A 12,846-nucleotide genomic window follows, 5' to 3' on the forward strand; every position below is an offset into this window, starting at 1 on the left:
CGCGCCCGCATCCAGTTGTCGCGGCCGGCGAGAAATGCGTTGACACCGTGGAGCACGGTGACAAGCTCTGGAGGGTTGAGCCACCCGCGTGAGCCCCGGTCGGGCTCCAGTAGGAGGAAGTCCGGATGAACAAGGGCGAACTGACGCGCTCTTTCTCACGCCGCACCGGGCTGTCGCTTCGGCAATCGAAGCGAGCGATCGATGTGTTGTTCTCGGTGGAAGGGAAGCAGATGGGTTTGATCCCGACCACGCTGGTCCAGGGCCGAAACGTGCGTCTGGCGGGATTCGGAACGTTCGAGACTCGCCGCCGTGCTTCACGGCCCGGGCGCAACCCCCGCACCGGCGAGCCGCTCGTCATTCAGGCGGCGCGCTTGCCGGCGTTTCGCGCGGGGCGAGCCCTCAAGGACAAGATTCGCACGAAGTGAGACAAGAGGAGGGCCGAGCGGGGACCCGTCGCGACGGCTGGTCCCCGCTCGCCGTTTTCATGACCACTCGGATTCCCGCGCGGCGGTTGCTGAGATGCGACCAGTGCGGCCTGAGCGCGTGGATCGGGATCGCGGGCGATCATCGCGACGCATGGTGCGAGCGCTGTCAGCGGGCGACGAGGATCCCGGCGAATGCCGAGGATGCGCCTTGCCCGCACTGCGGGGAGCCGCTGACCCTCGGTGAGCCGCGCTTCGAGGAGATCTACGGCCAGCTCCAGAACCTGGCGGCGGTGCTCGAAGCCTGGAACGGGGATGCCGCGCGTCTCCGCCCGCTGGTCCCCGAGCGACCTCGTTTCCTCTCGGACCTCGACCCACCCGAGATCTCGCCGGAGGATGAAGCCGCGGTCCGCGCGGCGCTCGAGACCTTGCGCACGGGTGCGTTCGCGGATGCGCGCACACGCCTCGAGCGTCTGGTGGAAGACTCCTTCGGCGAGACACCCCAGAAGCAGGACGTGGCCACCGGCGCACGTCTCTGGCTCGCGCTCGCGATCGCGCGGCAGCGACTCGGCGATCTCTCGGCCGCCGAAGCGGCCCTCACGCGGCTGCTCGATCTCGATCCCGGCCATCAGATCGCCCGACTCGATCGCGGCGCGCTGCGCGCGCGTCGCGGTGATTTCGAGGGCGCACGCGCCGATCTCGCGGGCGCGGGGACCCGCATCGAGGCGCGCTGGAACCGGGCGGCGCTCGCGGTGCTGGAAGCCGTGGCCCTCGGGACCGGCGTCCCCGAGCCGTCGCGGCTCGAAGCCGCCCGCGCCGAGGCCGGAGCGCCATCGTCCTATTGGAGCGATCACACCGTGGGCCGGCTGCTGTTCACGGTGATGGTCGAGCGCGCCGCGGCCCGCGGCGCCGACGCCTGCGGCGATGCGCGCGCGCTGCGCGCCGCCGAGCGCGAGCTGGAGTTCGATACTTTCGACGATCGCGCGTTGCTGCTGCTCGGATATGCGCGCCTATCGCTGGCCGAAGAGGTTGGCCGGGTCGCGGCGCCGCTCGCCGGGAATCTGATCCGCACGCTGGCCGATGAGCCCTTCGCACACGGGGACGCGGGGCGGTTTCTCGCCGAGGCGCTCGAAGTCGCGGGGCGCGAGGTTGCGGCGAACCGCCCGGCCATGGCGCTGGCCAGGATCGCCCCTTTGGTCGAGCGATCCGACCTCCGCCACTACCGCGTCCCGTGCGCGCATTGCGGCCAGGGCACCATCGGGGTCGAGGCGGTCGAGGACGCGCCGCTCGACGCGGCGGCCGCGGGGACTTGACGGCTGCGCGAAGATGAAGCCATGAGCTCCGTTCCGCTGACCCCCAATCGAACACAGGATGCGACGCAGGAGCGCGATCCCGTCTGCGGGATGACGGTGCGCGCCGGAAGCCCGCACCAGACGACGTTCCAAGGCAAGACGTACCGGTTCTGCTCCGCAGGATGTCTCACGAAATTCACCGCGGCCCCCGATCAGTACCTCGCCCCCAAGCCGCAGGTGGATCACGGCGCCAAGGCGCCCCCGGCTGCCCTATCGGCCGAGTACACGTGCCCGATGCATCCCGAGATCGTGCAGAAGGGCCCAGGCAACTGTCCGATCTGCGGCATGGCGCTCGAACCTCGAACGGTTTCGCTCACCGACGAGGAGAACCCCGAGCTCGTCGACATGCGCCGTCGATTCCAGGTCTGTGCCGCGCTCACGGCGCCGCTGGTGCTCATGATGGTTGGCGCGCTGCTGCCCGGTCAGCCGATCCACCGATGGTTGCCGATGCCGCTCTCGAGCTGGGCCGAGCTGCTTCTCGCCACGCCCGTGGTGTTGTGGGGTGGATGGCCTTTCTTCGTGCGCTTCTGGCAGTCCCTCGCAAACCGCAGCCCGAACATGTTCACGCTCATCGGATTCGGTGTCGCCGCCGCCTACCTCTACAGCCTCGCCGCGATGCTGCTGCCAGGGATCTTTCCGGAGTCGTTCCGCGATGCATCGGGAAGGGTGGGCACCTACTTCGAGGCGGCGGCCGTCATCGTCACGCTCGTCCTGCTCGGCCAGGTCATGGAGCTCAGGGCCCGCAGCGAGACCAGCGCCGCCATCAAGACGCTCCTCGGCATGGCGCCGACCACGGCACGGCGAATCCGTGACGATGCCACCGAGGAAGACGTCTCCCTCGATCAGGTCAAGGTCGGCGACCGGCTGCGCGTGCGCCCGGGAGAGAAGGTGCCGGTGGACGGCGTGGTTCTCGAAGGACGAAGCTCCGTCGATGAATCCCTGGTGAGCGGCGAACCGATCCCGGTGGAGAAGGAGCCCGGCATCCGCCTCGTTGGCGCGACGATCAACGGAACGGGGTCCCTGGTCATGCGGGCGGAGAAGGTTGGCTCCGACACGCTGCTGGCACGCATCGTCCAGATGGTCGCGCAGGCGCAGCGCACCCGCGCGCCGATCCAGCGCCTCGCCGACCAGGTCTCCGCCTGGTTCGTGCCCACGGTGGTCGCGATCGCCATCGTGACGTTCATCGTTTGGGCGATCGCCGGGCCCCAGCCGCGAATGGCATACGCGATCCTCAATGCCCTGGCGGTGCTGATCATTGCGTGCCCGTGCGCGCTCGGGCTCGCCACGCCCATGTCCATCATGGTGGCGGTGGGCAAGGGCGCGACGCTCGGTGTGCTCTTCCGGAACGCCGAGGCGATCGAAACCCTGCGCACGGTCGACACACTCGTTTTCGACAAGACCGGAACGCTGACCGAGGGGAAGCCGAAGCTGGTGCGAGCGGTGGTGGCGGACGGCTGGCAGGAGCCCGATGCGCTGCGCCTTGCGGCCGCTCTCGAGCGTGGAAGCGAACACCCGCTGGCCGCCGCGATCGTCTCGGCGGCCAGCGAGCGTCGGCTGCCGGTGAGCCAGGCGACGGAGTTCATGGCGCTCGGCGGCAAGGGCGTACGCGGGAGAGTGGACGGCAAGCCGGTGGCGCTCGGGAATGCCAAGTGGATCGCAGACCTCGGCATGACGGCTGGACCGCTCGAGATCGAGGCGCAGCGGATGCGCGAATCAGGTCAGACCGTGGTGTTCCTCGCGGTGGACCAACGTGTCGCGGCGGCGATCGGAGTCGCCGATCCCATCAAATCGTCGACGTTCCAGGCGGTTCGGCAGCTCCATGACCAGGGGCTGCGTCTCGTGATGCTCACCGGTGACAGCCTCGTGACCGCCCAGGCGGTCGCACGGCAGCTCGGCATCGACCATGTGCATGCGGAAGTGCTTCCCGACCAGAAGGCCGAGGTGGTCAGGAAGCTCCAGGCCGAAGGCCGCGTGGTGGCGATGGCCGGTGATGGGATCAACGATGCTCCAGCCCTTGCCGCAGCGCGCGTTGGCATCGCGATGGGCACCGGTACGGACGTGGCGATGGAGACCGCAGGCGTCACACTGGTGAAGGGCGATCTGGTCGGAATCGTGCGCGCGCGCCAGCTCAGTCGCATCACGATGACGAACATCCGGCAGAACTTGTTCTTCGCGTTTGCCTACAACGCCCTCGGGGTGCCGATCGCGGCAGGACTGTTGTATCCCTTCTTCGGCTTGCTTCTGAGCCCCGTGATCGCCGCCGCCGCCATGAGCTTCAGCTCCCTCTCGGTCATCGCCAATGCCTTGCGTCTGCGAGGCATGGCCCTCGCCACCGCTATGCCAGACCCCAGCGTTCGAGATCATCTTCATCCAGACCGAGGTAATGACCCACCTCGTGCTGGACGGTGATCCGGATCTCGCGCGACAGCTCGTCCTGGTCGCGGCAGGCGCGCAGCAGGTTGCGGCGGAAGAGATAGATCGCGCCGGGGGCCGCTGGAAGATCGGCATGACTCTGCTCCAGCAGATGCCGGCCGACGAACAGCCCCAGCAGGTCGGGGGCCAGTGGCGGCTTCTCGGCGATCAGCAGGTGGCGTGAGGGGAGCGGCTCGACCATGACCGGGATCTGCTGAAGGTGGTCGCGCACCACCTCGGGCAGCTCGGCAAGGCTCTTCTCGACGAGCTGGTCGAAGGCCTCGTCGCTCACCTCGAGCGGAGGGGGAAAGGTCTCGGGATCGATGTCGTTCGCGGCTTCGGCATGCCGCGCCGACGAGTCCTGGTCACCCAGCAGCTCGTGAATCCGGGAGAGCAGCGCGTGCGCCTCCGCGAGCTGCGGCCGCACGGCGAGGGCCTTGTCGGCATCGGCTCGCGCCGCTTCGAGATCCACCCGGTGGAAGCGCGCCAGGGCGCGCAGGTGGAAGAACAAGGCGGGATCGGCCGAGCGCTCGGCACCGCGCAGGGCATCGAGCGCCCGGTCGGGATCGCCCTCCTCGATGGCGACCGCCGCGTCCAGCACCAGCAGGTCGGGATGGCGCGGGCGACGGCCGAGCAGGTCGTTGGTCTCGGTCCTGGCCCGATCGACTTCCGAGCCTTCGAGGAGATCCCACACCTGATCGACCTGGTCCCACTCGGCTTCGGACAGCGCGTCGTACACGGAACCCTCCGGTCGCGCAGGGTACCTGCCGGAACCCGCCCGGACCAGCGCTTGCCCTGGACTTGCCCGGTGCTAGAGTTTTGCGTGGTGTAGACGCCGAAACGTGAGGAGGGCCGCATGACTCAGAGTCAGGCGCTGCGCAAGCTCAAGGCGCGCCATTGGAGAGGTCTGGAGCGCATGCTCAAGCATGCCTATCAGGAGGGCTTCGAGGCCGGTGTGGCCCGGGCGCGCGGACAGGGACGACGCGGCCGGACGATTCGTGGGGACGCGACCATCGATGGCCTGCTGAGGCAGATCGAGCGGCATTTCGGGCTCGATCGCTACTCTTTCGAGGTCCGGGTGGTGCACCCGGTCTCGGGCCGCCGGATCCCGGCTCAGGACCTGATTTCCAAGTACCCGAGCCAGGCTTGATTCAAAGCCCTGCAAAATCCTCGTGGCCCGGGAGCATCGACGCTCGCCTGCCTTGACGCGTTTCTCCAGCGACTTCTAGAATCCAATCCGCTCGGAACCACCCCGAGCGGGTGTTCCCAGCCTCTCCCATCGAACCCACCGGAGATTTTTCGTGTCCCTGCGGTCCCTTTCATCGCGCGTCCGGGTCGTCCTTTCCTTCCTCGTCCTCGCCCTCCTCGTCCTGGCGGTCGCGGCCGCGGTGAGCGACACCAGCAAGCAGCCGGACAAGCTCATCATCCTGTCCACCACGGACGTCAAAGGTAAGACGAGCCCCTGCGGCTGACACACGCCCAAGGGGGGCCTGGCCCGGCGGGCCAGTTTCGTGGACAGCATCAAGGCGAGCTACGGCCAGGTCGTCCTGGTCGACAACGGCGGATTCTTCCCGGAGTCCGATCCGCAGCAGGATGCTGCCTGGTTCCTGATGGACGCGATGAAGATGCTCGGGACCTCGGCGGTCGGCACCAGCGAGCGTGAGCTGCGCTGGGGACTCGCCTACCTCAAGACGCTGGTGAAACAGAAGAACCTGCCCATGGTCTCGACCAACCTGCTCGAGGCTTCGACTCGGCGTCCGGTCTTCCAGCCCTACGTGATCGAGAAAGTGGGACGCGCCCGCGTCGGCATCTTCTCGCTCATGAGCGACAAGGTGGACCTTGGCCCGGCGCGTGACTCGCTGAAGGTCGAAGAGCCTTCGGCCGCGGCGCGGCGCACCATCGACGATCTGAAGAAGAAGGGCGCCACCGTCATCGTCCTGCTGTCGCAGCTCGGCAAGGTCGAGAGCGAAGACCTTGCGGCCGCGGTGGCGGGAATCGACGCCGTGATCTGCGGGCACAACGTGCCGCTCCTGCAGAAGGGCCGGATGGTGAAGAACACGGTCACCTCCTACGGCGGCGAGCAGGGCCAGTACATGAGCCGCACCCTGATCACGCTCGACGCCAAGGGCAAGATGGCCACCGGCGAGAACGAGAGCTTCATCCTCGGCCCCGAGATTCCGGACAAGCCCGAGATCGCCAAGGTCGTGAAGGACTTCGAGGACGCGCTCAACGAGAAGCTCCGCAAGGCGGAGAAGGAGCGCATGTCCGAAATCCAGGACCAGGCCAAGACCCAGGCCACGGACCACTTCCTCGGCGCCGATCTGTGCCAGCGCTGTCATCAAGGCGAGGCGCAACAGTGGAAGACGACGTCGCACTCGCAGGCCTGGCAGACGTTGATCGACGCCAAGAAGGACGCGACGCCGGAGTGCATCGGCTGTCACGTGGTGGGTTACAAGGCGCCGGGAGGCTTCCAGAGCAGCGCCGATGCGCCGCGGCTGGTGAACGTCCAGTGCGAGAACTGCCACGGCATGGGCACGCGGCACGAGGACTACGCCACCACGCTCAAGGTCACGCAGCAGACCTGCGTGAATTGCCACCACGGCGAGAACGATCCGGAGTTCAACTGGGAGAAGAAGCTACCCATGGTCGCCCACGGCAACATGTCGGGCGAGACCATCCAGCGGAAGAAGACCAAGACGCCCAATCCGAACATGATGAAGGGCGGCTCGGGCGGCCACTGAGGCCCTGACGGGCACCGCGCCCAAGCCTTCGCAGAGCTCGCCGGGCCACGCCGTTTGACTCCGCCGACGCGGGCCTTCTAGTCTCCTTCGCGGCCCACAGCAAGCGGCCTCCGAGCCTTTCGGCTCGGCGTGGCGCGCCGGCCCTCGGTTCCTCCTCGTCAGGCGCGCGCCCGTTGGAGCCCCCGATGGTCAAGACGAATTCCAGCCTCGCTGGGGTCGATTACCACGAATCGGTTCTGGATACCGTGGGCCGGACGCCGCTGGTCCGCGTCCGCATGCTGGCGCGGGAGAGCCGCGGGACCGTGCTCGCCAAGCTCGAAGCGTTCAATCCCTGCGGCAGCGTGAAGGACCGGATCGGACTGGCGATGGTCGAGGCCGCCGAGCGCTCCGGACGCCTGGCGCCGGGTGGCACGATCGTCGAGTGCACGTCGGGCAATACCGGGCTCGGGCTGGCCATGGTGGCTGCGGTGCGCGGTTATCGCGCCGTGTTCTGCATGCCGGACAAGGTCTCGATCGAGAAGGTCAACCTGCTCAAGGCATTCGGCGCCGAGGTGGTGCTGAGTCCGACCGCGGTGCCGCCGGAGTCGCCCGACTCGTACTACTCGGTGGCCAGGCGCATCGAGCGCGACCGCCCTGGTGCTGTGCTCATGGACCAGTACCACAACCCCGCCAATCCGCAGGCTCACTACCTCACGACGGGGCCCGAGCTGTGGGAGCAGACGGCCGGGAAGATCACGCACTTCGTCGCCGGCATGGGAACCGGCGGAACGATCTCGGGCACCGGCCGCTACCTGAAGGAGAAGAACCCCAAGGTCCAGGTGATCGGCGCCGACCCCGTGGGGTCGATCCTCAAGCACTATCACGAGACGCGCGAGATGTCGGAGCCGCACACCTACAAGATCGAAGGCGTGGGAGAGGACTTCATCCCGACCGCCACCGACTTCTCCGTCATCGATCGCGTGATCTCCTGCGGAGATCGCGAAGGACTCAACATGACGCGGCGTCTGGCACGCCAGGAGGCCATCTTCACCGGGGGATCGGGAGGCATGGCGATGTGGGTGGCCCTGCAGGTGTCGCGCGAGCTCTCGGCGGACGACCTGCTGGTGGTGCTGCTGCCCGATACGGGCGAGCGCTACTTGTCCAAGGTCCACAACGACGCCTGGATGCGCGACAACCACCTGCTCGACCCGAGCGCCACCCGCGCCTTGGACCTGGTGGAGAACAAGCGGCGCGCGGTTCCCGGGCTGCTGATGGTGGAGGTGGGCCAACCGCTCAAGCGGGCACTGGCGCTGATCGAGCAGTACGACGTCACCCAGATCCCGGTGTTTCGCGACAAGGAGCCGGTGGGGACCTTGTTCGACAACGACATCCTCAAGACCGCGCTCGCCGATCCTTCGGCCGTGGATCGGCCGGTCGAGGAGTGGATGGCCGAGCCGCTGCCGGTCGTCGGCAGCGACGAGCCGGTGGACCGGGTGACCCGCCTGCTCGCCTCGCGCAATCCGGCCGTCCTCGTGCGTCACAACGGAGGCGTGGTGGGCATCCTCACCCGCTTCGACATGCTGCAGTTCATCGCCGGCGGCGAATGAGCGAAGGCCCGAAGAATCAGGAGCCCGGATTCGCCACCCGCGCGATCCACGCCGGGCAGGAGCCCGACCCCGCCACCGGGGCGGTGACGGTTCCGATCTACCAGACGTCGACGTACGCGCAGGAAGCCCTCGGCCGACACAAGGGCTACGAGTACGCGCGCACTCACAACCGGACTCGGGCGGCGCTCGAGGCGAACCTCGCCTCGCTCGAGAACGGGCGCCACGGATTCTGCTTCGCGACCGGACTGGCCGCGACGAACACGCTGATCCAGACCCTCTCGGCGGGCGATCACGTGGTGTGCGGGAACAACACCTACGGCGGGACCTACCGGCTCTTCGACCGGGTGTGGAAGCGCCACGGGATCGACTTCAGCTTCGTGGACTGCACCGACCCGGCCTCGGTCGAAGCCGCCTTCCGGAAGGAGACGCGCCTGGTCTGGATCGAGACCCCGACCAATCCGCTCATGCAGCTCGCCGACATCCGCGACATCTCGGCGCGGGCGCGTCGGCGCGGGATCGCGGTCGCGGTCGACAACACCTTCATGACGCCCTACTTCCAGCGGCCGCTCGAGCTGGGGGCGGACGTCGTGATGCACTCGGTGACGAAGTACCTGAACGGCCACAGCGACATGGTGGGAGGGGCCCTGGTGACGCGCGACGATGCGCTGGCCGAGAAGCTCCGCTTCCTCCAGAACGCCTCGGGTGCGGTTCCCGGTCCGATGGACTGCTGGCTGGCGTTGCGCGGCACCAAGACCCTGGCCGTGCGGATGGACCGCCACGACGCGAACGCCCGCGCGCTCGCGGAGTACCTCGCGGGCCACGCGCGCGTGTCCCGCGTGTTCTATCCCGGGTTGCCGGCTCACCCGCAGCACGCGCTGGCCAAGTGCCAGGCCTCGGGGTTCGGCGGAATGATCTCCTTCATCCCGAGCGATGGCTCCCTGGCGGCGGGAGAGCGGGTCTTCAACCGGTTCGCCCTCTTCACTCGCGCCGAGAGCCTCGGCGGCGTGGAGAGTCTCGTGTGTCATCCGGCGTCGATGACCCACGCGTCGGTGCCTCGCGAGGCCAGGCTGGCCATGGGTTTCGACGACGGCCTGCTGCGCCTTTCGGTCGGGATCGAGGACCTCGGCGACCTACGCGCCGACCTGGAGCAGGCCCTCGAAGTGGCTTGAAGGCATCGGATTAGACCATCCACGAGCTTTCCACCTAGGGCCAAGTTCGGATTGACAATCCGCCTTGCCGGACCCTAGGCTACCGCGCGTTTGCCGTCCTGAAGGCCGGCGGGTGGCGGCAGACCTCGAGTCAACTGGATCGAACACTTGCCAGCCCGGACGCCGCTTTCGAGTGGTGTTTGTAAGAGAAGCGAGATATCCACCCCCGGTGACGCGCTCGGAGAAAGCCTCCGAGGGCCGCGGGATCAGGAGGAGGTGAGATACAAGGATGCGTAAGTTCGTCGCTTTGACCTTGGTTGCGCTCCTGTCTCTGACCATGGCGATCGCCTTGGTGGGTTGTGGTGGGCAGCAAGAGGCGTCCTCGCCCGAGGCTTCGCCCATGACGGAGTCGGCGCCGATGGATTCGTCAGCGATGATGCCGGACACGGGGATCGTGGACACCTCAACGATGCAGCACTAATCCTGCGTCTACCGGTTGTGACGTAGTCCGAGGGGGGAGGGAGGCGTCCAGCCGCCCTCCCTTTTCCATGGGCGTTCCTAACTGCAACCCCAAGGCCTGCGTCGACGTAAAGAGCCGTGTGGGTTGGCTTCCGCCCCGGCACGAGCGGTGGCTCGATCAAATCTCTCCGGTAGGGTTTCCCGATGAAAGCAAAGTGGTTCCTGGTCGCCTTAGCGCTCGCCTCGACTCCGGGGTGGGCTCTGGCCGACCGGGCCTGGCGTGAGCAGAGCCGCCGCGAGGTGCCGGCGGACGGGCTGAGCACCCTGGTCGTCGACAACGCCCGGGGCCGCATCGACGTCCGACCCAGCGCGGATGGCAAGCTTCGCATCACCGCCCTCAAGATCGCCCGCGCCGCCACCGAGGCCGAAGCGAAGAAGATCGCGGCCACCGCCGCCGTCGAGCTCCAGCGCGATGGAGCGCGCTACGTGGTCAAGGTCAAGTACCCGCGCAAAGAGTCCGTGCACGTGAACTTCTGGGAGGGATTCGATCTCTCCGTCCCGCGGCTCGAGGTGCGGCTCGCGGTGGAAGTGCCCGCCGCGCTCGCGGTGCAGCTCCACGCCAGCAGCGGGGATATCTTCACCCAGGACCTGCGCGGGGAGCAGCGGCTGCGCGCTTCCAGCGGGGATGTCTCCGTCGACGGCGCCACCGGGCCGGTGGACGTGGTGACGTCGAGCGGCGACGTCGAGCTCATGGATCCGCGGTCGGCGCGTGTCACGACCAGCAGCGGCGACGTCGAGATCTCGGGAAGCCCCAATGTGCTGGCGGTGAGCACCAGCAGCGGTGACGTGGACATCGACGACGTCTCCGACTCGATCCGCGTCGAGACCACGAGCGGCGACGTCAGCATCGAGAGCGCGGCACGTGGGGCGACCGTCAGCACGTCGAGCGGCGAGGTGCGGATTGGCTCGACCGCGGGCCGGCTCTCGATCACGACCGTGAGCGGCGAGATCAAGACCCACGTCACGGCGCCACTGCAGGATGCGACCTTCGTCACTTCGAGCGGCGATATCCGGCTGGGACTCGATTCTCGTGTAGGGTGCCGGGTGGAGATGCGGACCTCCAGCGGATCCCTCGACCTCGGCGTGCCGGTTCGCACGCAGACGCTGACCCGCCGGCTCGTGACCGGCGTGATTCGCGATGGCTCCGCACCGGTCCGGATGAAGAGCGCGTCCGGCAGCATCGCCGTGGTCTCGGGAGAGCCATGATCATGCGTCCTTCTCGCAGGCCTCTGGCGGCTCTTGCGGGGTTCTTCTTCCTCGCCGCCGGCTCGTGGTTGCTCCCGGCCTCCGGCCTTGCGCCGGAATCGGACGGCGCGGCCTGGGCGCAGGAGGTGATGAAGTTCGAGCCGGTTCCTTCCGAGAGCGTGGCCGCGATGGAGCGCCGTCGTGCCGAGCGGCGGGCGCGCGACGCGGAGCGCCGCGCGGAAGAGCTTCGCCGCGCGCTGCCCGCACCGCCCCACCCTCCCGAGCTTCCCGTGCCACCGGAGCCTCCCGAGCCGCCGGAGCCCCCGGAGGACTTCAGCCACGCCGGGGACGTGGTGCGGATCGGCTCGGACATTCACATCGAGAAGGGGCAGACCGTCGAAGGCGACGTGTTCGCGCTGCGCGGCGACATCCAGGTCGATGGCCACGTCAAGGGCAACGTCGCGGCCACCGGCGGCAACGTCATCCTCGGCCCCACGGCGCGAGTCGACGGCGACGTGATGTGCATCGGCGGCAAGCTCGAGGAGGCTTCAGGGGCACGCGTGGGCGGCCAGCGGGTCACGGCCCTCCGAGGGTCGGGCACGAAGATCACACGCATCAGGAACAGGCTGGGCGATCACGACATCGACACCGACAGGGACTTCAATCTCTTCCCCGACCGCGACGTCAAGCATCTGACCTTCGCGATGTCCTGGCTGCTGGTCGCGCTCGGCGTGGCATGGGGAATCGGCAAGTTCGCTCCGACCCGCACGCAGGTCGCGCTCGACACGCTTCGTCAGGAGCCGGGCCTGACGCTGGCGATCGGCCTCGGCACGATCCTGATGCTGGTGCCTTCGGTGGTGGCGCTGGCGCTGGTGGTCGCCATCCTCTGCATCACGATCATCGGCATTCCCCTGGCGCTCGGCGCGCTGGTCGCGTACGCGGGGCTCATCGTCGTGCTGGCGATGTGGGGATACATCGTCGGCGTCATGCCACTCGGTCAGCGCGCGGTTCAGCGTCTCGGCCGTTCCGTCACGCCGGTCCAGGTGGCGGTGTTCGGCGTGCTGCTCGTCTCCGGGTTGCGAGTGGTCAGCGAGTTCCTGCGCTTCGTGCCATTCTTCGGCTGGTTCGGCAAGCTCCTGTGGGTGGTGGCGTTCATGATCGCCGCCGTGGCGACGCTCATGGGCGCGGGCGCTCTGCTACGCACCAAGTTCGGACAGGGACGCGACGCCCGCTGGTGGCCGCTCTTCAGGTTCGGCCGCGCCGGCTCTGCGCCCGAGGCCGCGACGGTGTCGCCTCCGACCGAGCCACCGCCGCCTCCGCCGATAGCACCGGCTCCCGCTGCCTAGTCGACTCACTTTCCGGTAGATTGCGCGCCCTCCTGGTGGCCTCGAGCGGAGGGTTCGATTGAGCGCGGATTCGCTGTGGGCGATGTGCGTGCTGCTGCTCGTGGACGGGGCGACGTTCGCCTTCTTCACCACTCC

General features: G+C 68.0%; 11 protein-coding genes. 10 read left to right on the forward strand and 1 reads right to left on the reverse strand.

Translation table 11 applies throughout. The features are described from left to right. Positions 1 to 125: 125 nt before the first annotated feature. From VFQ05_00630 to VFQ05_00640, 3 genes are read left to right on the forward strand one after another with little or no spacing between them, the layout of a single operon-like run. The gene (locus VFQ05_00630) at positions 126 to 425 is read left to right on the forward strand and encodes an HU family DNA-binding protein (GenBank protein ID HET9325257.1); all 300 of its coding nucleotides are present in this window, start codon (positions 126 to 128) and stop codon (positions 423 to 425) included. Positions 426 to 484: 59 nt separating this feature from the next. Then, a complete protein-coding gene (locus VFQ05_00635) occupies positions 485 to 1,735 on the forward strand; it encodes a hypothetical protein (GenBank protein ID HET9325258.1) in 1,251 nt (416 codons plus the stop codon). A 21-nt stretch (positions 1,736 to 1,756) separates the two neighbouring features. Beyond that, the gene (locus VFQ05_00640) at positions 1,757 to 4,183 is read left to right on the forward strand and encodes a heavy metal translocating P-type ATPase (protein HET9325259.1); all 2,427 of its coding nucleotides are present in this window, start codon (positions 1,757 to 1,759) and stop codon (positions 4,181 to 4,183) included. Here VFQ05_00640 and VFQ05_00645 read toward each other — a convergent pair. Then, the gene (locus VFQ05_00645) at positions 4,110 to 4,925 is read right to left on the reverse strand and encodes a metallopeptidase family protein (GenBank protein ID HET9325260.1); all 816 of its coding nucleotides are present in this window, start codon (positions 4,923 to 4,925) and stop codon (positions 4,110 to 4,112) included. The two genes, VFQ05_00640 and VFQ05_00645, sit on opposite strands and share 74 nt — an antisense overlap. Before the next feature lie 117 nt (positions 4,926 to 5,042). Here VFQ05_00645 and VFQ05_00650 point away from each other — a divergent pair, with 117 nt between their 5' ends. From VFQ05_00650 to VFQ05_00680, 7 genes are all read left to right on the forward strand, one after another. Further along, on the forward strand, positions 5,043 to 5,336 hold the full coding sequence (locus tag VFQ05_00650) for a hypothetical protein (protein HET9325261.1): 294 nt from the start codon (positions 5,043 to 5,045) through the stop codon (positions 5,334 to 5,336). Between the two features lie 151 nt (positions 5,337 to 5,487). Beyond that, positions 5,488 to 5,658, forward strand: coding sequence for a hypothetical protein (locus tag VFQ05_00655; protein HET9325262.1), 171 nt, complete (start codon positions 5,488 to 5,490; stop codon positions 5,656 to 5,658). 39 nt (positions 5,659 to 5,697) lie between these two features. Further along, a complete protein-coding gene (locus tag VFQ05_00660) occupies positions 5,698 to 6,927 on the forward strand; it encodes a multiheme c-type cytochrome (GenBank protein ID HET9325263.1) in 1,230 nt (409 codons plus the stop codon). A gap of 185 nt (positions 6,928 to 7,112) precedes the next feature. Then, the gene (locus VFQ05_00665; GenBank protein ID HET9325264.1) at positions 7,113 to 8,513 is read left to right on the forward strand and encodes a pyridoxal-phosphate dependent enzyme; all 1,401 of its coding nucleotides are present in this window, start codon (positions 7,113 to 7,115) and stop codon (positions 8,511 to 8,513) included. Further along, complete coding sequence (locus tag VFQ05_00670) at positions 8,510 to 9,682, forward strand: cystathionine gamma-synthase (protein ID HET9325265.1); 1,173 nt, start codon at positions 8,510 to 8,512, stop codon at positions 9,680 to 9,682. The genes VFQ05_00665 and VFQ05_00670 overlap by 4 nt, the downstream gene beginning before the upstream one ends. A 642-nt stretch (positions 9,683 to 10,324) precedes the next feature. After that, a complete protein-coding gene (locus VFQ05_00675; GenBank protein ID HET9325266.1) occupies positions 10,325 to 11,386 on the forward strand; it encodes a DUF4097 family beta strand repeat-containing protein in 1,062 nt (353 codons plus the stop codon). Between the two features lie 2 nt (positions 11,387 to 11,388). Beyond that, positions 11,389 to 12,711, forward strand: a complete 1,323-nt coding sequence (locus VFQ05_00680; GenBank protein HET9325267.1) for a polymer-forming cytoskeletal protein — start codon at positions 11,389 to 11,391, stop codon at positions 12,709 to 12,711. The last annotated feature ends 135 nt before the right edge of the window (positions 12,712 to 12,846 follow it).

The sequence above is a fragment of the Candidatus Eisenbacteria bacterium genome, assembly GCA_035712145.1.
Classification (GTDB): Bacteria; Eisenbacteria; RBG-16-71-46; order RBG-16-71-46; family RBG-16-71-46; genus DASTBI01.